The sequence below is a fragment of the Salinicola halophyticus genome (assembly GCF_003206695.1).
Taxonomy (GTDB): Bacteria; Pseudomonadota; Gammaproteobacteria; order Pseudomonadales; family Halomonadaceae; genus Salinicola; species Salinicola halophyticus.
This window is the reverse complement of the sequence record NZ_PZJN01000006.1, coordinates 334,920-357,259: the sequence shown is the minus strand read 5'-3', so window position 1 is coordinate 357,259 and position 22,340 is coordinate 334,920. Positions and strand designations below refer to the sequence as shown.

Below are 22,340 nucleotides of genomic sequence, written 5' to 3'. Positions count from 1 at the left end.
CGCTATCCTCACATGTATCCTCACATGTCCCCGCTATCTTCAGCGTCCGATTCGGCGCACCCGACAGCTGCGCCCTTTCAATTTGCCGGCGCTCAACGTCGCCAGCGCCTGTTTGGCGATCGAGCGTTCGACCGCAACGTAGGCGCTGCGATCGAGCACCTTGATCTTGCCGACCTGATCGCCGCCGATCGCGTCGTCACCGTTGGTGAGCGCGCCCAGCACGTCGCCCGGGCGAATTTTCTGCTTCTTGCCGGCATCGATCTGTAGCGTCGCCATGCGCGGCTGAAACGGCGCCTGGGATGCCGAGCCGCGGCCGGGCAGCGGCTCGATGGTCAGCGTCTCGCCCAGAAACGCTTCGAGTCGCTCGAGGCGATAGGCTTCCTTCTCGGTCAATATGGTACAGGCGACGCCACTTGCGCCTGCGCGCCCCGTCCGGCCGATGCGATGGACATGCACTTCGAGCTCGCGGGCGATCTGGTAGTTGAATACCGCATCCAGCGCGTCGATATCCAGCCCACGCGCCGCGACATCGGTCGCAACGAGCACCGACAGACTCTTGTTGGCGAAACGGATCAGGGTCTGATCGCGATCGCGCTGTTCCAGATCGCCATGCAACGCCTCGGCGCTGAATCCGGCCGCCAGCAGTTGGTCCGCGACCTCCTGGGTTTCACGGCGCGTGTTGCAGAACACCACGCTGGATTCCGGCCGGTAGTGCAGCAGCAGCTGGCTGAGCGCGGCCAGGCGGGCCGGCTCGTCGGCAACCCGGTGAAAATGCTGGCGAATGCTCTCGTCATCATGGGACGAATCCACTTCCACCATTACCGGCTCACGCAGCATACGCTCGGCGACCGGGCGAACGCTGTCGCCGTAGGTGGCGCTGAACAGTAGCGTCTGGCGTGCTTTCGGGGTCGCCGCGACGATCGTGTCCAGCGCCGCCTGGAAGCCCATGTCGAGCATGCGATCGGCTTCATCCAGCACCAGCACCGAAAGCGACGAAAGATCCAGCGAGCCCTTGCGTAGATGCTCCTCGATGCGGCCCGGCGTGCCGACGATCACATGCGCGCCGTGGGACAGCGAACTCAGCTGCGGACCCAGCGGCGTTCCCCCGCACAGCGCGAGGATCTTGACGTTGGCCAGCATTCGCGCCAGCCGACGCAGCTCTTCGGCGACCTGGTCCGCCAGCTCGCGGGTGGGGCACAGCACCAGGGCCTGGACCTGGAAGCGCGAGACATCGAGCGCCGACAGCAGGCCCAGACCGAACGCCGCCGTCTTGCCGGACCCCGTCTTGCCCTGCCCGATCACGTCCTGACCGCTCAGGATCGGCGGCAGGCTGGCGGCCTGAATCGGCGTCATCGCCAGATAGCCCAGCGATTCGAGATTATCCACAAGCGCCGTGGGTAACGGTAACGAGGAGAACGCCTCGGGCTGACCCGTCGCGGAGGGATCGGCCTCCGAGTTCGGGAGCTCCGAATGCGGAATCTTCGAGTGATGAGTGTCGGGCACGGCACGCGCTCCTGGTCGAGATGAAAAGGTCGATGCAGTCAACCGGCGGACGACTCGGTCTCACCATGTCATGCTCAGGCGCGGCAGAATACCAGAGCGCGCGAAGATTGACGCCGTCTCGTCGTGCGAGCTAGGCAATTGGTGCGAGAAAGGCCAAATAAACCTGCAACATCCGCGCAATGTTGCGTAAAATCCCGCTCGTCGTTGACAACCGATAGGGTGTGACAATGGGAAGGGCCTTCCAGAACCGCAAGGAATCCATGGCCAAGACGGCCGATGCCAAGACCAAGGTCTACAGCAAGTACGGCCGTGAAATCTACGTCTGCGCCAAGTCCGGTGGTACCGATCCTTCCGGCAACCTGACGCTTCGCGGGCTGATCGACAAGGCCAAGAAGGATCAGGTGCCGTCGCACGTGATCGACAAGGCGCTCGACAAGGCCAAGGGCAGCGGCGGCGAGGATTTCTCGGCGGCACGCTACGAAGGTTTCGGCCCGGGCAACTGCATGGTGATCGTCGAGTGTCTGACCGACAACCCGAACCGCACCTTCGGTGACGTGCGCGGCTGCTTCACCAAGACCAAGAGCAAGATCGGCACCCAGGGGTCGGTCAGCCATATGTTCGACCACTGCGCGATCTTCGCCTTTGCCGGCGAGGATGAGGAAGCCGTGCTGGAAGTGCTGATGGAAGCCGATGTCGATGTCACCGACATCGAAAGCGAAGACGGTCGCATCACCGTGTTCGCGCCGCATACCGACTATGCCAAGGCCAAGCAGGCGCTGCTCGACACCTTCGGCGAGCTCGAATTCGAAGCCGACGAAATTCAGTTCCTGCCCCAGACCCATACGCCGCTTGAGGGCGACGACGTGGCGATGTTTGAGAAGTTCATCGACATGTTGAACGACCTCGACGACGTACAGAACGTCTATCACAATGCCGAGCTGCCCGAGAGCGCCTGACACGATTGATCCGTCACGGATTGCTGGCATCAATAGGAAACCCACCTTGCGGTGGGTTTCCTGCGTCTGGGGGGATCAATCCGGAAAAGACAGGATCAAGGGCTGACCTTGGATATCTTGGCGCCGTTCAACGAGACACCGCCCTGGATGCCCTGATTGTTCATCACGAACGCGATGACCTCCTTGTCGGCCGTAGCGTTGGTGATCTGGCCGTTGGCACCGATATCGGCGACTGCCACTCCGGCGCTGGCCCCCACCGACCATCCATTGTCGCTACGCACGCGATTGAGCGCTTTCTCGGTCATCAGCAGGTAGACGATGGCCTGCGACTGCGCCCCCGCCTGGAAACCGATCGAACCACTGGTGGTGGTGTAGTAGCCGGCCTTGGCGCCGTCCATCAGCAGCGAGCCGTCACCATGACTGGCGCCGACGATAAAGCTGGCGCCCAGTACCCCGGGAAACACCAGTACGCCCTCGGCCTGCTGCGCCAGCGATCGAGCGTCGGGCACCGAGCGATAGAGCCGATCCAGCGTCTGCTGGACGTCCTGATCCAGCTGTGCACGCTGAGAGAGACGGCTTTCGCGATCCGAAGACGAGGTGGTGGTACAGGCGGTCAATGCTGTACTGCCCAGAACCGCGACGAGTAGCATGACGGCGGTACGGTTGATCGATGAAAAGCGTGCCATGAATGGCCTCCTTGCTTGAAAAACTCGGCGTCGTTTCAACACCGATCCTGCCTGTCTGATTTTTGATGTTGCCTATTCGTTATAGACAACTCTGCGCCATTGCGCCCGTTTCACGGCGATCGTCAGTCGCTGTTCTCGGTCCGGTTTGAGCGATCAATGCGATGACGACTACTCCCGGCTACAGCCAGCTCAATTTTTGCCTGCCGATGTTCTTAACCTGCTTATGTTTTTCGCCTGCCGGTGTTTTTCGCCTACAATAGTGGCCCTTCACGTCACGATGTATCGCCTTCATGAGTCACGAGACGCCCCTAGCGCCCGAGCGCGCGGCATCCAGCGATGCCACCGTCGACACGCCGGTCGACGCGCAGTCCGAAAATCCTGGCGCTCAACCTGCGCCGGTGATTGCCATTACCGGTCTCTCCAAACGTTACGACTCCGGTTTCGAAGCGCTGAAGCAGATCGACCTGGAGATCCAGCGCGGCGAGATATTCGCCCTGCTCGGCCCCAACGGGGCCGGCAAGACCACCTTGATCAGCATCATCTGCGGACTGGTCAACGCCAGCTCCGGGAGCGTTGTGGTCGACGGTCACGACAGCGTCACCGACTACCGCGCCGCGCGCGCCAAGATCGGCCTGGTCCCTCAGGAGCTGACCAGTGACGCCTTCGAGACCGTCTGGAACACGGTGCGCTTCAGCCGCGGGCTGTTCGGCAAGGCCCCCAACGATGCCCATCTCGAGCGCGTGCTGAAGTCGCTGTCGCTGTGGGACAAGCGCAACAACAAGCTGATTACGCTCTCCGGCGGCATGAAACGACGCGTGCTGATCGCCAAGGCGCTGGGCCATGAACCCGAGATCCTGTTTCTCGACGAGCCCACCGCCGGGGTAGACGTCGAACTGCGTCGCGACATGTGGGAAGTCGTGAGAGAGCTTCGTAACAGTGGCGTGACCATCATTCTGACCACGCACTACATCGAGGAAGCCGAGGAGATGGCCGATCGCATCGGGGTCATCAACGGCGGCGAGATCGTGCTGGTACGGGAGAAGGCGGCACTGATGCGACAGCTCGGCAGCAAGCAGTTGACGCTGCATCTGCTGACGCCGTTGGCAAGCGTGCCCCCCGCGCTGGCCCACCACCCGCTGACGCTGGCCGAGGAAGGCAGCGTGCTGGTCTATACCTACGACGCCAGCGAGGCCGGGGACAGCGAGCACGTCAGCATCAGCGCGCTGATCAACGAGATCGAGGCCGCCGGCATTCGCTTCAAGGATCTGCACACCAAGCAGAGTTCGCTGGAAGATATCTTCGTCAACCTGGTCAGAGAGCGCCCATGAACCTGCAAGCCGTTCGCTCCATCTATGTCTTCGAAATGGCTCGCGCCGGACGCACGCTGCTGCAGAGCCTGATTTCGCCGGTGATCTCGACGTCGCTCTACTTCGTCGTTTTCGGCGCCGCTATCGGCTCGCGCATTCAGGAAGTCGAAGGCGTCAGCTACGGGGCGTTCATCGTGCCCGGCCTGATCATGCTGATGCTGCTGACACAGAGCGTCTCGAATGCCTCGTTCGGGATCTTCTTCCCCAAGTTCACCGGCACCATCTACGAACTGCTGTCGGCACCGATCTCGTACTTCGAGATCGTGCTCGGCTATGTCGGCGCGGCGGCATCGAAGTCCGCCATTCTGGGGCTGGTGATTCTGGGCACGGCCAACTTCTTCGTCGATCTGCATATCCAGCATCCGTTCATGATGATGCTGTTTCTGTTGCTGACCGCGCTCACCTTCAGCCTGCTCGGATTCATCATCGGAATCTGGGCGGACAGCTTCGAGAAGCTGCAGCTGGTGCCGTTGCTGATCATCACGCCCCTGACCTTCCTCGGCGGCAGCTTCTATTCCATCGATATGCTGCCGTCGTTCTGGCAGGGGGTGACGCTGGCCAACCCGGTGGTCTATCTGGTCAGCGGTTTCCGCTGGAGCTTTTATGGCATCAGCGATGTCAGCGTCGTTGCCAGTCTGGTCATGATCGGCGTCTTCCTGGCAGTGAGCCTGGGCGTCATCAGTTGGATCTTCCGCACCGGTTATCGGCTACGCCCCTGACGTATAGCCAGGTCCGGACCGGAAGGCGGAAACCAAAGCCGCCCTCCCCGTTCTTCGCGGGTCGCCGAATGGCTACCCGCCCTTTCACGCTTCACGAGTCACGTCATGCCGATACTGCAAACCTGCGCGCACCGCGTCGACAAGCACGCTGATGACCAGCCGGCCACCATGGCCAGCGGCGAATCCATGGTCGATACCGCGACGGCGGAGTCGCTGCTGGCGAGTTTCAACTCGAGCTTTCACGGCAAACCCAAGGCCTGGGGCCACTTCGGTGGAAGTGGCGGGGAGGAGGACACCGATAACGCGGAGAATAATGACGCCGGCCCCGCGTCGTCGTCTCGATTCGCCTTCGAGCTGGAACGCTATCGGAGTGGAGAGTCGAACTTCACCGATTTCACCCGCGAAGCCACCCAGAGTCTGTTGCCGCTGATCGACCAGCATCTGTCGGTCGGCGGCCACTGGTGGTTTATTCACTATCGCCAGGGCGAAGCGGAGTACCTGACGCTGGCCCTGCTGCATCAGCGTGACGGCTATGGCTTCGATGCCGAGCTCAACCTCGTGCCCGTGCAGCAGCTCAACCTGGGCCAGTTGATGCTGGCCGCGCGTATCGACCTGACCCAGTGGCAGAACGGCGGCTCTCGCCAGTACATCGCCTACGTTCAGGACCGCGGCAACAAAAAACTGGTGGAAGATTTCAGGCTGTGGCTGGGCTGTCAGGAGGGCATCAACGCGGGCGCGGAAACCCGCACGCTACTCAAGGCGTTCAGCGATTATGTCGAGAGCGAGGACCTCCCCGAGGAAGCCAGCCGCGAGAAGACCGGGACATTGATCGACTATGCCAACGCGCAGGCCAAGCGCGGCGAACCGATCACGCTGGACGAGCTCTCGGAGCTGGTCGATGAGCAGCATCCCAAGGCGTTCTACGACTATATCCGCAATCAGGACTATGGCCTCGCCGCCGAGATTCCGCCGGACAAGCGTACCCTGCAGCAGTTCAAGCGCTTTGCCGGGCGCGCCAGCGGCGTGTCGATCAGCTTCGACTCCCACCTGCTCGGCAACAGCATCGAATACGACGACGAGCGCGACCGCCTGATCATCAAGCAGGTGCCCGGGCAGTTGAAGGATCAAATCAAGGAGCGCAAGGGCTGAGACGCTGACGCTGTCTCGGAATCGAGGCCGGTAGCGACACGCGCGACTGCGCTCATCGCGAAGCTCAAAACGATACTCAACGGGCTCAGAACGACGCTCATAACGGCGTTCACAACGACAACGGCCCACTCCTCTTGCGAGGAGTGGGCCGTCTTTTTACCGCCATTCAGGCGCTGAACGACTTACTGGCCGCGATTGGCCTTGACGCCTTCCTCGATGCGCCGGCCGATGGTCGCATCAATGTTGCGCCAGTACTCGAACACGCGAGAAAGCACCGGCTCCTCGACGCCACCAGAGACGTGACCAACCACGTTGTTGACCAGCCGGTCGCGGGCCGCGTCATCCATCACCTTGTTGACGAGGTCATTGGCCTGGCTGTAGTCGTCGTCCGCCGGTCGCAACGTGTAGGCAGCGCGGACGAACTCGCCGTCGGCCTGCCACACCGCATCTTCCGGATAACGCTCGGGATCGGCCTTGGAGCCCCCCTTGCTGTTCGGTGCGTAGACCGGATCGCTGGCGTTATGCATGCGCATCGCGCCGCCCTTGCTGTAGCTGTTGACCGGCGCCTTGGGCGTGTTGACCGGAATGTGCTTGTAGTTCACCCCGAGCCGCGCGCGGTGCGCATCGGCATAGGAGATGGAACGTGCCAGCAGCATCTTGTCCGGCGACAGTCCAGTTCCGGGAACCATGTTATTGGGTTCGAAGGCAGCCTGTTCGATCTGGGTGTGGAAGTCTTCCGGGTTGCGATCCAGCTTCATCTTGCCGACTTCCATCAACGGATAGTCGTCGTGCGGCCAGACCTTGGTCAGATCGAACGGATTGATGCGGTAGGTCTTGGCATCCTCGAACGGCATGATCTGAACCTGCAGTGTCCAGGTCGGGTAGTCACCGCGCTTGATCGCATTGAACAGGTCGCGGCGGTGATAGTCGGCATCGCTACCGGCCATCTCGTCGGCCTGCTCCTGGGTCATGCACTTGATGCCCTGGTCGGTCTTGAAGTGATACTTGACCCAGAAACGCTCACTCTGCTCGTTCACCCACATGTAAGTGTGGCTGGAGTATCCATTCATGTGCCGCCAGCTTGCCGGCACGCCGCGGTCGCCCATCAGCCAGGTCACCTGGTGGGCCGATTCCGGCGCCATGGTCCAGAAATCCCACTGCATGTCGTGATCGCGCAGACCGTTGTCGGCACGGCGCTTCTGGGAGTGGATGAAGTGCTGGAACTTCATCGGATCGCGGACGAAGAACACGGGGGTATTGTTACCCACCATGTCGAAGTTGCCTTCCTCGGTATAGAACTTGAGCGCGAAACCACGCGGATCGCGCCAGGTGTCCGGGCTGCCGCCTTCGCCGGCGACGGTCGAGAAGCGCGCAACCATTTCGGTCGTCTTGCCCGGCTGGAGAAATTTCGCCTTGGTATATCGGCTGACGTCGTGGGTCACCTCGAAGTGGCCGAAGGCACCGCCGCCCTTGGCGTGCGGCTGACGATCCGGAATCATCTCACGGTTGAACGCCGCCATCTGCTCCATCAGGTAGTGATCGTGAAGCACGATCGGGCCGTCAGGGCCTACGGAAAGCGAATTTTCTTCGCTCGCTACCGGAATGCCGGCATCCGTCGTCGTCGGTTTGCGGTTGTCGCTGGTCACGATGATCTCTCCCTAATTCAACGCCGCAAGACGATGATCGCCTTGCACTGAAACCTCTTGGCGATGCCCTACTAGATGTCCTACTACCTACTAATAGGGATGGTCGCAACGAGTCTACTGCCACATGGCCATGGAGACTCGGATGTCAGGTCTGCGACACGATCGCCTGAATTCTGCCCGTCTAAGCCGTCCTCGGCTCAGGTGCATAGACCCAGCCGAGCAGGACGGCTACCCCATACGGGCGCACCACAACTTATAGAGTGAACCCTGGACACTGTCCAACCGTGGAAAACCGACTTTAGGGCAACGTCACGCCGAATGTAGGACACGCCCACGCTTCATCCCGACAGCCAAAACGGGCAGCGCCAGATGCCGCAAGGGCTGCGTGATAGACCCTGCCTTATCAGCGACCCGGGTCTGATAGTCGCGAACAATACCGCCCATGGGCAAATTTCATGGTCATCACACTGATTCGCACCGCTCGATAGCACCGCTGCCAGTGGCGTCATCGCCAAACATTTCTATAGTTAATGAGCTAACGGTATCGGTCATTGGCCGGTAAGTTTCGTAACAAGGACGTTTCACCGAGGTTATCGTGTCCCATCCCCCTGTCACCGCTCAAACGGCCTGTCGCTATCGCGCATTCTTGGCCGGACTGCTATCGATCCTGCTTACCGGATGCAGTCAAACCCCCATCTCGTTTCTCGATCCTCAAGGGCCCGTTGCCACCGCCCAACGCCACCAGTTCGGCTTGATCATCGCGCTGACATCGATCGTGGTTTTGCCGGTGCTGATCCTGACCCCTTGGATCGTGATCCGCTATCGCTACGGCGCCCAGTCGGCTTATCGCCCTCGCTGGGGCTTTTCCAAGCTCGCCGATATCGCCATCTGGGGTATTCCTTTCCTCGTCGTCGTGGTGCTCGCCACGGTCGCCTGGCGTAGCACCCTGGCACTGGATCCGTACCGCCCCATTCAAGGCGATCAGAAGACCGAACCCTTGCGGGTGCAGGTGGTCGGCTTCGACTGGAAATGGCTGTTCATCTACCCCGATCAGGGCATCGCGACCGTCAACGAGCTGGTCGTTCCCGCTCACCGCCCTCTGGCACTGGAGCTGACCTCCGCCAGCGTCATGCAAGGATTCTTCATTCCGGCGCTCGGCAGTCAGATCGATGTCATGAACCGCATGGTGACCCAGCTGCATCTGGAAGCGGACCATACCGGCGAGTTCCCGGGCAAGAACATGCAGTACAACGGCAAGGGATTCTCGCATCAACGCTTCGTGACTCGCGTCGTCGATGAGCAGACATTCCACAACTTCGTCGCTCACACGGGTGAAGGCGGCATGACGCTGGATGCCCGGATGTTCGATCGACTGATGGCGCAGAACACTGGCAAGACGCTGGCGCAGTCTCTCGCCCGCGCCGATGTCGGCAGCAACAACGATGGTGACGGTAAAGGCCGGGGCGACGACGCCGGACGACTTCGTTTCGGCCACCTGCCCGACGACCTGTTCAACGATATTGTCGGCCATGTATCGCCCGACTGGGCATCGATTCCGGTCGCGTCGACCGGGAAGGCGAACGATGCCTCGTCTTCGCAGGAGGCTCGACCATGAATCATTGGGCCGAGTGGCTATTGGGTCGACTGGACTGGAGCGCGTTGCCGTTCTGGGACGCCATCGTCGATCCGACGACCAAGAACATCGTCAACGCGATCATCGCCAGCGGCGCCGGCGCCATGGTGATTCTCGGCGGCCTGATCGCCATCGGCGTGCTGACCTGGACCCGCCGCTGGCGCTGGCTGTGGTCCGAGTGGTTGACCAGCCCCGATCACAAGAAGATCGGCATCATGTTCATCGTCATCGCGCTGGTGATGCTGGCGCGCGCGGTGATCGAGGCGGTGTTCATGCGCCTGCAGCAGGCCGTAGGGCTGGGAGGCGGATTCCTCACCGCCGAGCACTTCGGGCAGCTCTTCACGACCCACGGCACCATCATGGTGTTCTTCATGGCGATGCCGTTTCTGACCGGCATCATCAACTACGTGATGCCGCTGCAGATCGGCACCCGGGATCTGTCGTTTCCGGTGATGAACTCGGTCAGCCTGGGCCTGACCGCAGCCGGTGCGGCACTCGTCATGGTGTCATTGATTCTGGCGCCGTTTTCCACCGGCGGCTGGAGCGGCTATCCCTCGTTTACCGAAAGCGCGGCCAACCCCGGCGCCGGCGTCGACTACTGGATCTGGGCGGTGACCCTGTCGACGCTGTCGTCGACGCTCACCGGCATCAATTTCGCCGTGACCATCTACAAGAAACGCGCACCGGGCATGAGCTGGTTCCGCCTGCCGCTGTTTACCTGGACGGCGCTGTGCACGGCGATCCTGATGATCTTCGGCATGCCGCCGCTGACCGTGGCGACGGCGCTGCTGGCGCTGGACCGCTATCTCGACTTTCACTTCTTCACCGCCGATCTCGGCGGCAACATGATGAATTACGTCAATCTGTTCTGGGCGTTCGGCCATCCGGAAGTCTATATCCTGATCCTGCCGGCATTCGGCATCTTCTCGGAAATCTTCTCGACCTTTTCCGGCAAGAAACTCTACGGCTACGGCGCCTTGGTGATCGCCACGATGGCCATCGCCGTTCTTTCGTTCACGGTCTGGCTCCACCACTTTTTCACCATGGGTCAGAGCGCGCATATCAACGCGATCTTCGGTATCGCCACGATGCTGATCGGCATTCCCACCGGGGTCAAAGTGTACGACTGGATGCTGACGATGTTCCGCGGCCGTATCCGCTTTGCGGTACCGATGATCTACGCGGTCGGCTTCATCATTCTGTTTGCGATCGGCGGGCTGACCGGGATCATCCTGGCGGTGCCGAGCGTGGACTATCAGATCCACAACTCGCTGTTTCTGGTCGCACACTTCCACAACATGCTCATTCCCGGACTGCTGTTCGGGATGCTGGGCGGCACCAACTTCTGGTTTCCCAAGGCCTTCGGCTTCCGCCTGGAGGAGCGCTGGGGTCGGCGCGCGGCGCTGTGTTGGATCGTCGGGTTCATGCTGGCGTTCTTCCCGCTTTACGCCCTCGGCGTACTGGGCATGCCTCGGCGATCGGCGGCCTTTTTCGAACCGGCTTACCTGCCGTGGACATTGGCCGCCGCTGTCGGCGCGCTGATCATTCTGCTGGCCATGCTGCTGTTGCTGATCCAGCTCTGGGTCAGCATTCGGGATCGGGACACCAACCGCGTGCCGGCGGGCGACCCCTGGGATGGCCGCAGCCTGGAGTGGTCGGTGTCGGCGCCACCGCCGGAGTACAACTTCCCGGTCATTCCCGAAGTCCACAGCCGCGATGCCTACATGCGCCAGAAGGAGAATGGCCGTGGCGCGCACCCGCGGCCGGACGAGTACACGGATATCGTGATGCCGGCCAACAGCGCCATGGGGCCGATCATGGCCGCCACCGGCTTTCTGATCGCCTTCGGCCTGACCTGGTACGAATGGTGGCTGGTGGCGGCGGCGGGCATCGTCAGCCTGATCGCGCTGGTGGCACGAGGCTACGTTCGCCAGCGTACCCGGACAATCCCCGCACAGACGGTGCGCCGGGAGCACGAGGCCTGGCTAGAGCGCGTCAGCCGTATTCGGCCCGTCTCCCGGCGTGAAGAACAGACGCCGGCCAATCAGGGGCTAGCCATGTCACCGCTCGAGGGAGCCATCCAATGACTGCAACACCGAGCCGCCACCCCGGCCTCAATCTGGGCCACGCCCACGGCGATGCCCACGAAGCCAGCGAGGAGTTCGTCTTCGGCTTCTGGGTGTTCATGATGAGTGATCTGATTCTGTTCGGTCTGCTCTTCGCGACCTACGTCACCATGCTCGGCGGCACCGCTGGCGGCCCCGGCCCCGGCGAGCTGTTCGAGCTCAAGAGTGCCTTCATCGAGACGATGCTGCTGCTGGTCAGCAGCTTCACGTTCGGCATGGCGTCGCTAGCGCTGAAATATCGCACCGACCGCAAGGTGCTGGTGGCCTGGTTGCTGGTGACGCTGCTGTTGGGCCTTGGCTTTCTCGCCCATGAGCTCTACGACTTTCACAAGATGTTCACCGAAGGCGGCGTGCCTAGCCGGAGCGGCTTTCTGTCCGCCTTCTTTGCCCTGGTGCCGCTCCACGGGCTTCACGTGACCGGGGCCTGCATCTGGTTGATCGCCCTGCTCGGCCAGATTGCCGTGCACGGTCTCGATACGCCCACCAAGACCGGGCTGATGCGGCTGGCGATCCTCTGGCACTTCCTGGATGTGGTCTGGATCGGAATCTTCTCGCTGGTCTACCTGGGAGGCATCGTATGAGCCATCGCCAACTTTCCGAGCAGGAAGCCCAGGAGAAATCCAGCGAGCTACGCACCTATCTGTGGGGTTTCGGGCTGGCGCTGGTACTGACGCTGATTCCGTTTGGACTGGCCGCCTACACGCAGACGGCGGCGCGCACGCTCTATATCGTCATCGCCGTCTGCGCCGTGATTCAGGTCGTGGTCCACTTTCGCTTCTTCCTGCACATCACGCTGGCCCGGAACAAGCGCGAGGATCTGCAGCTGATTCTGTTCACCGTGTTGATCCTGACCATCATGGTCGGCGGCACGCTGTGGATCCTGTTCAATCTCTACTACCGGATGATGCCCGCCATGCTGCCCTGATTCGACGAAACGGCTCGCCTGACCTCGACAGCTTTAGGCAAACATCGGACGGAATCGAACCAGCGTCACCTGGCCGGCTCGACCATACTCATTTTCCTGCAGTCTCATCCTTCACGAGTAACGAGGAATGAATCATGCGCTATAACCCGCTGGGCAACACCGGTCTGTTCGTCTCCGAGCTCTGCCTCGGCACTATGACGTTCGGCGGCAACGGCGAGATGTGGAGTCAGATCGGTGACCTGCAGCAGGCGGACGCCGACAAGCTGGTCGGCCGCGCCTTCAACGCCGGGATCAACTTCATCGACACCGCCGACGTCTACTCTCAGGGTCAATCGGAAATCATCACCGGCCAGGCATTGAAAAACCTCGAGATTCCCCGCGACGATGTCGTGGTAGCTACCAAGGTATTCGGGCCAACGGGCGGTAATGGCGCTCACCCGTCCAGCGGCGTCAACAGCCGCGGCGCTTCGCGCTACCACATCATGGAAGGCGTCAAGGCGAGCCTGAAGCGTCTGCAGCTCGACCACATCGATCTCTACCAGATCCACGGCTTCGATCCGGCCACGCCCATCGAGGAGACCGTGCGTGCGCTGCATACGCTGGTCGAACATGGCCACGTTCGCTACGTCGGTGTCTCCAACTGGGCGGCGTGGCAGATCGTGAAGGCGCTGGGTATCGCCAAACACAATGGCTGGCATCGTTTCGAATCGCTACAGGCGTACTATACCGTCGCCGGCCGCGACCTCGAACGCGAGATCGTGCCGATGCTGGATAGCGAGGGTTTGGGACTAATGGTCTGGAGCCCGTTGGCGGGCGGTTTGCTCAGCGGCAAGTACACTCGGGACGGCGAGGCCCAGGCCGGCGATCGTCGCGCCACCTTCGACTTCCCGCCGGTGAACCGGGATCGCGGCCTCGACTGCATCGATGTGATGCGCGATATCGCCGATGGCAAGGGCGTTTCCGTGGCTCAGATCGCGCTGGCCTGGCTACTGCATCAGAAAGCCGTGACCAGCGTCATCGTCGGCGCCAAGCGACTCGAACAGCTCGACGACAACATCGCTGCAACCGGGGTGCGTCTCGATCAGGAAGAGCTTGCCCGGCTCGACGAGGTCAGCGCCCTGCCGGCGGAATATCCCGGCTGGATGCTGGAGCGCCAGGGCGACTATCGCCGCGAGCAGTTGGCGCAGTCACAGGCTCTATCCGAGAAACGCTGACCCGATAACAATGTCTCGATAACGATGTCTCGATAACAATGAACCGACGCCGCGTCTTCCCTTGATTACGGAAGACGCGGAGCTGCCATCTCGACCGTTCTGGGCTGGCGCTGAAATAGCGGCGCTATACAAGCGGTCCCGATAACGAATGTCAGGGCGACTCCTCCGGATCCTGTGGCTGCAATCCATTGGCTTTCGCGAACGTCAGAGCCACCTGACGCAGAAGCTTGCGCTGCTCCGCAGGCAGCCCGCGATAGATCCGCAGCATTTCGTCTTCCTCTCCTCCCACGGGTATCACCCAGGTCGCCTGCATCGCGCCGCGAATGTGCGATGACGACTCGCCGTAACGCAGGATCTGAGGTTCGATGCCCAACCAGCCAGCCAATACCAGTAGCTTGTCCTGAGACGGTATCGAGTCACCCCGCAACCACCGGCGCACTCCCTGGAAACTGACCGGCGATCCCCAGTAGCGCAGGTTGAACTCGCGCTCCAATACCGAAGGGCGAGGTTGGTATCCGGCGGCGGTGAGCGCCGCTTGAAGACGCAACGCGAACAAGCTCTTCTCATCCATTGATTTAATTTGAACTATTTGTTCAATTTAAGTTGAACCAAGGTTCAAATTTGTATTGAATTATTAATTCAACTTCCTGCCGGTGGTAGGACCCAATGATGATCGCGGAACGCTAAGTTTACTATAGTAAAAGTTGCTGAAATGCCACACGGATGGGGCTGGGAAGGCTTTCGATGAGGTGCCACACCGTGAATCTGGATTGCTACGAAACATGGCGTCGAGAGGCCATGCATCAAACAAGAAGAATCGACACGCTAACTGAAGAGCGAATTGACCGCATACGCTGGATCGCCAAGCAGCACTATCGGGTAACGGACGCCTGGTTGATGCTGGAAGGAGAGGATCTGCAGTGGTGCAGGACCGACACCGGCTCGGCATCGGTCGCTATTCCGGATGCGCTATCGCTTTGTCATCACACCATTCGCCACGATGCACTCCTCGTCATCGAGGATGCGCTGATGCATCCCGATTACGTCGAACATCCGCTGGTCGTCGGATCGCCCCATCTGCGCTTCTACGCCGGTGTGCCTGTGAGAGACATCGAGGGATTCGGCATCGGCACGCTGTGTCTCATCGATACAGCACCAATTTCGGCATCAGCGCTGAATTTCGAGATGCTTGGCGTTCTTGCCAATCAGGTCGAGGACGAAATCGGCCTTCATCTTTTGACCCGACGCCCTCCAGGTCTGACCTCCGACGATATCGATCCCCTGACCGGACTGCCGAACCGGCGCCTTCTTCAGGTGCTGATGAAGGCCGAACTGGCATTGGCCAGGCAGTGCCGGGGCCATCTTTCCATCTGCCTGATCAATCTGGATGGATTCAAGAGCATCAACGACTCCCATGGCAACAGTGCCGGCGACACGGTGTTGCGGGTCGTCGCCGAACGCCTGCGCGATGCCGTGCGCCGGAAGGACCTGGTGGCTCACCTGGGGGGCGACGAATTCGTCGTTATCCTGCGTGACAGGCTCCAACCGGAGGCCTGCCATCGTATCCTGGATCAGATTCGCATCCCGATCCGGATATCGGAGCATGTCCACAGCCTCACGGCCAGCATGGGCGTCACCGGCTATCCCGAGGACGAAGAGGATACGGATGCGCTGCTACATCATGCCTATCAGGCCATGTACTCTGCCAAGGAAGCCGGCAAGAACGGCTACTGCCGTTTCGATCTCGGGCTCCACCACTCCCGTCGCGAGCGGCTGTCCATCGCCCGTGAGGTATGGCAGGCGCTCTCGCTACAGCAGTTGGAACTCTTCTATCAGCCCAAGATCGACTATCACCATGACACGGTCGCTGGCTTCGAGGGGTTGCTGCGCTGGCGCCTGCCTTCAGGTGAGATCCTGCCTCCCGGCTACTTCCTCCCCTCGATCGCGAACACCTGGCTCGATATAGAGGTCGGCAAGTACGTCATCGACGAGGCGCTGAGGGCTCTCGAAGAGATCATGCGGCGCGGCCTGCCCTACTCGATCAGCATCAATGTCAGCCCTTCCAGCTTCCGCGACAGCGGTTTCATCGACCATTTACACCGAGCACTCGCGAACCGTGACCGGGAACTGGTGGGAAGGCTCACCCTGGAGATTCTGGAAAGCATCTCGCCGCAGGAAGACATGGAAGCCATCGTCGTCAACATCCAGGCTTGCCTGCAGCTCGGCCTGCAGCTGTCGCTGGACGATTTCGGTACCGGCCAATCGTCGCTGAGTTATCTACGCACTTTCCCGACGCAGAAGATCAAGATCGATCGCTCGTTCGTGATTGGTATGCTCGACAACCCCGAGGACGAGGCGATCGTCACGGCGATCATCGATCTGTCGAAAACCTTCAATCGTCTCGTCATTGGGGAAGGAGTCGAAAACAGCGCCATCGAGGCACGCCTCAAGAGTCTCGGCTGTGACCTTGGACAAGGGTTCTACTACAGTCCCGCGCTGCCCTTCGAGGAAGCTCTCCAGTGGGCTGTCGCCTACCCGAGCTGAAGACACCATCAGTTGCGGCCGGCCACCGAAGGGGCCTTTCATCCGTCGTCGGCCGGCCGCTCGAATCGCGTCAGGCGCACGTCGACGGTCACCGTCAGGAAATTCAGCGCTTGCGCTCTGGCTCGACCGTCGGCACTGGCGCGATAGAGATGCGGGGTCATCGCCAGCAGATCGGCGATGGCCTCGGCGTTATCCAGTGTCAGCGAGTAGCGGATCGATTCACTCTCGTGCCGAATCAGGCCCTCGGGAGCCGCCTCCGAACGCTCGCGCTCCGCCTTGAGGCTGGGATAGATGACCTCACGCAATTCACGCAGATGATCCGGCCCGACATCGGCCTGCACCAGCATGCCGCCCGGCTTCAGCACGCGCATGAATTCCGGGTAGACCGGAAAGCCGAACAGGCACAGCACGCAATCCAGCGAATTCGACTGCACCGGCAAGTGGGCATTACTCGCCACCACCCAGGTAGCGCCAGCGTCCTTGTGCGCGTCGCGCTGCAGCACGCGCGCCTGCTTCGCAGCAGACAGCACCGCCCGCTCTTGTTTGGCGGCGGAGAGCACCGCCCACTTGGAAATATCCAACCCCAGCAGGGACAGTGACGCATCCCCTGCTCCCGCATCCGATTGCGCCTCCACCAGCTGGCGCAGGTAGTAGCCTTCGCCGCAGCCGGCGTCCAGGCAGTGAAGCGGGCCGGCGGCAGGCCGTCGTGCCAGCACGATACGCGCGACCGCGTCGGCAACGGGCTGGTAATGGCCCGCGTTCAGAAAGCGCTGACGTGCCGCCACCATCGCCTTGCTGTCCCCCGGATCGCGAGAGCGCTTGTGCTGCACCGGCAGCAGATGGGTATAGCCCTGCCTGGCAATGTCATAGCTATGGCCGGCCGCGCAGCGCCATGTCTGACCTTCGCGGTGCATCGGATCGCCGTCCAGCGGACAGGCCAGGGCAGAAAAAGGCGAGGAGACCAAGGGGGATAAGGGCAAAGGGGTGAAGGACATAGTGCTACCGCGTGTGCATAAAGGCCGTCAGTGTACGCGAAATCCATCGGCACTCGGCCGCCAGCGCCACGTCGAGCCACCGACTTCGGCTTTCAGTTGCGCGCAAGCGTGAATCGCCCCGCCCGAAATCCTGCGAGTTCCGAAGCCGCGTGACCGCTGACCAGCCATTGGCCCAGCGATTCGCCGATGGCACTGGCGAACTTGAAGCCGTGGCCGGAGAAGCCACCGGCAACGATCAACCCGGGGAGCGGTTCGTCGATCAGAAAGTGCTCGTCCGGAGTGCGAATATATTGGCAGACGGCACCGTGGCGCAGTGCGCCGACGCCGGGCAGATAACGATCGATGACCCGCTGCAGTTCGGCAAGATCCTCGGGATGCTCACCAAACGGTGCCATTGCCTCACCCGGCGCCAGGATCTGGCCGCTGTCGTGGCGGCCGATCTTGAATCCAGCGCCATCGATATCCGGGAAGCCGTAGTAGATGCCCAGCTCATCATCGGTAAGGCTAAATCCCGGGAATCGCTCGGGGCTGTAACGTTCATCGGCTTCGAACCAGGCAAACGTTTTGCGCACCCGAGTCAGTGGTAAGTCGACCCCGAGCTCGGCCAGCAGCGGCGCCAGGTGCTGCCCCGCGGAGACCAGCAGCCGATCGGCGCTGAATCGCCTGCCGTCGTCACAGCTGACCGCATAGCCGCCCCGCGCCCCGCGTTCCAGCCGAATGACTCTGGCACCGGTGGTCAGCGTCACGTTCGCGCTTCGCTCCACGCGTCGGCGACAGGCGGCGAGAATACGCTCGACCCTGAGCACACCGGCATTGGCTTCAAATGCCCCGGTCGTTCGTTCATCGAGCCGCCACGCCGGCCAGCGCGCCGAGACCGCGCCACCGCCGAGCACTTCCAACGCCAGATCGTACTGACGGGCACTCGCCTCGACCTGGCGAATGAATGGCGCCGCTGCCGGACCGAGATTGAGCACGCCGGTGGGCAGAAACAGCGACTCGCCCGTCTCTCGTTCGAGCTCGCGCCAGCGCTCCAGCGCGCGTATGGCCAGTGGGACGTAGCCGCTGCCCTCGCCGTAAGCCAGCCGGATCAGACGCGTCTCGCCGTGATGGGCGCCCTGATCGTGGGGCGGGCTATGAGCATCGAGCACTTGCACCGGCCCAGCGCCGGTGTCGGCCAGATAATCCGCTGCCGCCAGCCCCATGCTGCCGCCGCCGATGATCAGGTAGTTGGTGTGCGCGGTAGAATCCATGCGAGAGTTCCTGGAATCGATATCAGGCCGTCGTGGCATCAGCGGGCTGTGAATCCCCCCGCTTATCCTCGCTGCGGGCGATGATGGCGGTACCGGTCAGATCGCCGGTGACGTTGAGCGCGGTACAGCCCATGCCGACCAGCGCATCGATCGAGGTCAACAGCGCCACGGTCTCGATCGGCAGCCCGACCTGGGCAAAGACCGTCGCGATCATCACGATTCCCGCGCCAGGCACGCCAGCGGTGCCGATGGAGGTCAATGTGCCGATCAGCACGATCTCGACCATGGTCATGAAATCCAGCGGGATGCCGGCAACGTTGGCGGCAAAAACCGCCGAGATCGCGATCCGGATCGCCGCGCCGTCCATGTTGATCGTCGCGCCCAGCGGCAGACTGAATCCGTAAAGGCTTTGCGAAATGCCGAGTCGCTGCGCCGCGTTCAACGTCAGTGGCAGCGTGCCGGTGCTGCTCTGGGTGGCGAAAGCCGTGGCCATCGGCGTACGGGCCTCGCGGAAGAACGCCCCCAGGCGCACGCCGAACGTCTTCATCAACACGCAGTAGAGGATCAGATGCACCGCCAGCGCGAGATAGAGCACCACCACCATGCTGCCGAGCGAAAGAATCGTGTCCAGCCCCTGCCTGGCCACGGTCCCCGCGACGATCGCGAACACGCCGATCGGCACGTACTGCAGCACGCCGGCCATCACTTTCATGGTGACCGCGTTGAGCGCTTCGATGACACCGTAGAGCTTCTCGCCCGGCCGGCTATCGAGTTCGTGCTGGCTCTCGTGATGGCGCATCTTCAGCAGCGCGATACCGAACACGAAAGCGGTAAAGATGATGCCCAGCAGATTGGGTTCAGCGAGCGCGCCAACGATGTTGTTCGGCACGATGCTCAGCAACACGCTGACGAGCCCCGGATTGTCCGGCACATCGACGCTGGCGCCGTCGTCCAGCGTCATGCCACTGCCCGGGGACAGCAGCGACGCCACCGCCAGCCCTACCACGATCGCCATGGCCGACGTCGCCACGTAATAGACGAACACCTTGCCGCCGATCCGGCCCATACGCCCCAGATCGGCCTGATTGATCCCCACGATCAGTGTGAATAGCACGATCGGCACGATCAGAAACTGCAGGAGTCGCAGCAGCAGATCGCCAAACGGCGCCAGCCACGCGGCGATCGTTTCCCCACCGATCAGCCCCACCGCCACGCCGAGCACCAGCGCAATGGTCACTCGCAGGATCAGGGAAGTTTCGAGATAACCCCGAAATAACGTTTTCATTGAGATGCCTTATCGAAAGCCGTCGGCGCCATGGAATCGGTTTGTCTTCTCTTGAAGAACCCACACAAAGCCTAACGTAAAAAGCCCGGCAAGATAGCCGGGCTTCGTATGGCGGCAGAATAGAATCAGCCGCCGATCTTGTCCTGCGTTTTCGTCTCGAAATCGCTGGCGTCGTGGCGTTCGTGAAGCTGGGTTTCCGGCTCGCCGAAGGTGCGGTTGACCATGCGGCCGCGCTGCACGGCCGGGCGCGCATCGATCTCCTTGGCCCAGCGCTGGACGTTCTCGTAGCTCTCCACGTCCAGGAACTCCGCGGCATCGTAGAGACGGCCCAGCGCCAACTGGCCGTACCAGGACCAGATCGCGATGTCGGCGATGGTGTACTCGTCGCCCGCCAGATAGCGCGTCTCGGCCAGTCGACGATCTAGCACGTCGAGCTGACGCTTGGCTTCCATGGTGAAACGATCGATCGCGTATTCGATCTTTTCCGGCGCGTACGCGTAGAAATGGCCGAAGCCGCCACCCAAATAGGGCGCGCTGCCCATCTGCCAGAACAGCCAGTTCATCGTCTCGACACGTTTGGCCGGATCGGTCGGCACAAAGGCACCGAACTTTTCAGCCAGATGGACCAGGATCGAGCCGGACTCGAACACGCGGATCGGCCTGTCGCCGCTGTGGTCCATCAATGCCGGAATCTTGGAGTTCGGGTTGACCTCGACGAAGCCGCTGCCGAACTGATCACCGTCACCGATCTTGATCAGCCAGGCGTCGTATTCGGCGTTCTTACCCAGTGCCAGCAGCTCCTCGAGCATCACGGTGACCTTGACACCGTTGGGCGTCGCCAGCGAATAGAGCTGGAACGGATGTTCGCCGATCGGCAGTTCCTTATCGTGGGTCGGGCCGGCGACCGGACGGTTGATGCTGGCGAACTTGCCGCCGCTCTCTTTCGGTTCCCAGACTTTGGGTGGGGTGTAATCGCTCATCATCTCTCCTGAATCGATAACATCGGATGTGAGATGGAAGGTAGCGTGTTAAAGGTTGTCTGGCGAGCCGCGATCGATTTGACCACTACTGGCGACCATCCGATGAGTTCCATAAAATTGGCGACGTGCTGAGTGACAGAGAGTCGACCCGATCATGTAGCCACGCGCCGCGCCACACCATGACGCTGCCGATCGAGCAAGATCCGGATGACGATGAAACCGACCGCCAGCGCCGCGAATAGCCACCCGCTCACCAGTGTCCCCTTCAGCCCCCAGGTGCCAATGAACCAGCCACTGAAAGAGGACGAACAAACCGTGCCCAGATTGGCGGAAGAGACAAACAGGCTGGTGGCAAATTCCGGCGCCTCTTCCGCTGCCGAGGTCAGCCAGACCTGACAGACGACCAGCCCGCTGGTGTGCGCGGCCCCCCAAAGCACGCAAATCGGCAGCATCTCCACGACCGATGACGATCCCAACGTCATCAGCAACAGATAAGCGACCGATAGCGCAACCGGGTAGAGCAGCACGGTCAGCGCACGTCGACTCCCCAACAGACGCCCCGCCAACAGATTGCCGCCCACCCCACCGATACCGAAAACGACCAGCAGAAAACTGATGGTCTGACTCGAGAACTCGGTAATTCTGCCGAGATATTCCGCGGCATAGCTGTAGACCGAGAACATCGCACCGAAGACTGCGACCGTGGCCGCGATGGAGAGCCAGACCCGGCGTTTGCGTAAAACGGCCAGCGCCCCGGCGCCACTGGTGGATTCCCGGTGTGGTTGCGGCGGCAGCATGAACCACAGCCCGATCGCTGCGGCCAGGTTGACGATGGCGCAGAAGTAAAAAGATGCCTCGTAGGAGATCGTTGCCTCAATCCAGGTCGTCAACGGCACACCGATCACCAGGCCCATGCTGGTGCCCACCAGCGCCATCGAGGTGGCGTGGGTGGCCCGCTCCGGCGGATAGAGGGAAACGGCTGCGGCAAAGGCGGCGGAAAAGAATACCGGGTGCAGCAGCGCCGATGGCACCCGTAGCGCCATCAACACGCCGAAACTCGGTGCCCAGGCCGAGATCAGGCTGCACACGGCGAACCCCAGCAGCGAGCCGGTCAGGATCTTGCGGCGATCGTAACGTGAAAGCCACAACACCATCGCCGGGCCGCACACCGCCACGACCAAGGCGAAGAAACCCACCAGCCACCCGGCCAGAGCGACCGAGACGTCATAGCGTTGGATAATCGGCGGCAGCACACCGACGACACCGAACTCGACGGCGTAAAGCCCGAACAACCCCAGCGCGATGAAAAACAGCGAGCGTCCCGGGTGCATTAGCCACCTTCCGGGCACAGGCTCGATACCG

The 22,340-nt window shown here is 61.6% G+C and carries 19 protein-coding genes; 10 read left to right on the top strand and 9 right to left on the bottom strand.

Annotated features, from left to right (window positions below; all coding sequences use genetic code 11):
* Positions 1-39 precede the first annotated feature (39 nt).
* A complete protein-coding gene (dbpA, locus tag DOM58_RS09435; RefSeq protein WP_110692923.1) occupies positions 40-1,479 on the bottom strand; it encodes an ATP-dependent RNA helicase DbpA in 1,440 nt (479 codons plus the stop codon).
* 251 nt (positions 1,480-1,730) lie between these two features.
* On the opposite strand from dbpA, the gene DOM58_RS09430 reads away from it, so the two are divergent.
* Complete coding sequence (locus DOM58_RS09430) at positions 1,731-2,459, top strand: YebC/PmpR family DNA-binding transcriptional regulator (RefSeq protein ID WP_110692629.1); 729 nt, start codon at positions 1,731-1,733, stop codon at positions 2,457-2,459.
* A 95-nt stretch (positions 2,460-2,554) separates the two neighbouring features.
* Here the strand turns inward: DOM58_RS09430 and DOM58_RS09425 are convergent, their stop codons facing one another.
* Positions 2,555-3,145: a BPSL1445 family SYLF domain-containing lipoprotein gene (locus DOM58_RS09425; RefSeq protein WP_110692628.1), complete on the bottom strand. Its 591-nt coding sequence runs from the start codon at positions 3,143-3,145 to the stop codon at positions 2,555-2,557.
* Between the two features lie 290 nt (positions 3,146-3,435).
* Between DOM58_RS09425 and DOM58_RS09420 the strand changes: the two genes are divergently transcribed.
* From DOM58_RS09420 to DOM58_RS09410, 3 genes are all read left to right on the top strand, one after another.
* On the top strand, positions 3,436-4,473 hold the full coding sequence (locus DOM58_RS09420; protein ID WP_083627845.1) for an ABC transporter ATP-binding protein: 1,038 nt from the start codon (positions 3,436-3,438) through the stop codon (positions 4,471-4,473).
* Entirely contained in the window at positions 4,470-5,231 is a 762-nt protein-coding gene (locus DOM58_RS09415) for an ABC transporter permease (protein ID WP_075562857.1), read from the top strand. The genes DOM58_RS09420 and DOM58_RS09415 overlap by 4 nt, the downstream gene beginning before the upstream one ends.
* Positions 5,232-5,336: 105 nt before the next feature.
* On the top strand, positions 5,337-6,380 hold the full coding sequence (locus DOM58_RS09410; protein ID WP_110692627.1) for a nucleoid-associated protein: 1,044 nt from the start codon (positions 5,337-5,339) through the stop codon (positions 6,378-6,380).
* 182 nt (positions 6,381-6,562) lie between these two features.
* Here the strand turns inward: DOM58_RS09410 and DOM58_RS09405 are convergent, their stop codons facing one another.
* Positions 6,563-8,026 carry a catalase gene (locus DOM58_RS09405; protein ID WP_075562859.1) on the bottom strand — a complete coding sequence of 488 codons (1,464 nt, stop codon included), beginning with the start codon at positions 8,024-8,026 and terminating at the stop codon, positions 6,563-6,565.
* A gap of 595 nt (positions 8,027-8,621) precedes the next feature.
* On the opposite strand from DOM58_RS09405, the gene DOM58_RS09400 reads away from it, so the two are divergent.
* The 5 genes from DOM58_RS09400 to DOM58_RS09380 all read left to right on the top strand — a co-directional run bounded on the left by DOM58_RS09400 (position 8,622) and on the right by DOM58_RS09380 (position 13,924).
* Entirely contained in the window at positions 8,622-9,641 is a 1,020-nt protein-coding gene (locus DOM58_RS09400; RefSeq protein WP_157957526.1) for a cytochrome ubiquinol oxidase subunit II family protein, read from the top strand.
* Positions 9,638-11,746, top strand: a complete 2,109-nt coding sequence (locus DOM58_RS09395) for a cbb3-type cytochrome c oxidase subunit I (protein ID WP_110692625.1) — start codon at positions 9,638-9,640, stop codon at positions 11,744-11,746. The genes DOM58_RS09400 and DOM58_RS09395 overlap by 4 nt, the downstream gene beginning before the upstream one ends.
* Positions 11,743-12,366, top strand: a complete 624-nt coding sequence (locus DOM58_RS09390; RefSeq protein ID WP_110692624.1) for a cytochrome c oxidase subunit 3 — start codon at positions 11,743-11,745, stop codon at positions 12,364-12,366. The genes DOM58_RS09395 and DOM58_RS09390 overlap by 4 nt, the downstream gene beginning before the upstream one ends.
* Entirely contained in the window at positions 12,363-12,710 is a 348-nt protein-coding gene (cyoD, locus tag DOM58_RS09385) for a cytochrome o ubiquinol oxidase subunit IV (RefSeq protein WP_075562511.1), read from the top strand. Before DOM58_RS09390 ends, cyoD begins: the two co-directional genes overlap by 4 nt.
* A 134-nt stretch (positions 12,711-12,844) precedes the next feature.
* Positions 12,845-13,924, top strand: coding sequence for an aldo/keto reductase (locus DOM58_RS09380; protein WP_110692623.1), 1,080 nt, complete (start codon positions 12,845-12,847; stop codon positions 13,922-13,924).
* Between the two features lie 151 nt (positions 13,925-14,075).
* Here DOM58_RS09380 and DOM58_RS09375 read toward each other — a convergent pair whose 3' ends face one another.
* Positions 14,076-14,480, bottom strand: coding sequence for a transcriptional regulator (locus DOM58_RS09375; RefSeq protein WP_245392210.1), 405 nt, complete (start codon positions 14,478-14,480; stop codon positions 14,076-14,078).
* 242 nt (positions 14,481-14,722) lie between these two features.
* Between DOM58_RS09375 and DOM58_RS09370 the strand changes: the two genes are divergently transcribed.
* Positions 14,723-16,468 (top strand): sensor domain-containing phosphodiesterase, encoded by a 1,746-nt coding sequence (locus tag DOM58_RS09370; protein WP_245392209.1) that lies wholly within the window; start codon positions 14,723-14,725, stop codon positions 16,466-16,468.
* Between the two features lie 38 nt (positions 16,469-16,506).
* Here DOM58_RS09370 and DOM58_RS09365 read toward each other — a convergent pair whose 3' ends face one another.
* The 5 genes from DOM58_RS09365 to DOM58_RS09345 all read right to left on the bottom strand — a co-directional run bounded on the left by DOM58_RS09365 (position 16,507) and on the right by DOM58_RS09345 (position 22,309).
* The gene (locus tag DOM58_RS09365) at positions 16,507-17,433 is read right to left on the bottom strand and encodes a putative RNA methyltransferase (protein ID WP_110692922.1); all 927 of its coding nucleotides are present in this window, start codon (positions 17,431-17,433) and stop codon (positions 16,507-16,509) included.
* Between the two features lie 122 nt (positions 17,434-17,555).
* The gene (solA, locus tag DOM58_RS09360) at positions 17,556-18,713 is read right to left on the bottom strand and encodes an N-methyl-L-tryptophan oxidase (RefSeq protein WP_157957525.1); all 1,158 of its coding nucleotides are present in this window, start codon (positions 18,711-18,713) and stop codon (positions 17,556-17,558) included.
* A gap of 22 nt (positions 18,714-18,735) precedes the next feature.
* A complete protein-coding gene (locus tag DOM58_RS09355) occupies positions 18,736-19,998 on the bottom strand; it encodes a dicarboxylate/amino acid:cation symporter (RefSeq protein ID WP_110692619.1) in 1,263 nt (420 codons plus the stop codon).
* Between the two features lie 125 nt (positions 19,999-20,123).
* On the bottom strand, positions 20,124-20,978 hold the full coding sequence (gene yghU / locus DOM58_RS09350) for a glutathione-dependent disulfide-bond oxidoreductase (protein ID WP_110692618.1): 855 nt from the start codon (positions 20,976-20,978) through the stop codon (positions 20,124-20,126).
* Positions 20,979-21,130: 152 nt separating this feature from the next.
* Positions 21,131-22,309 carry an MFS transporter gene (locus DOM58_RS09345; protein ID WP_110692617.1) on the bottom strand — a complete coding sequence of 393 codons (1,179 nt, stop codon included), beginning with the start codon at positions 22,307-22,309 and terminating at the stop codon, positions 21,131-21,133.
* Positions 22,310-22,340: the final 31 nt, after the last annotated feature.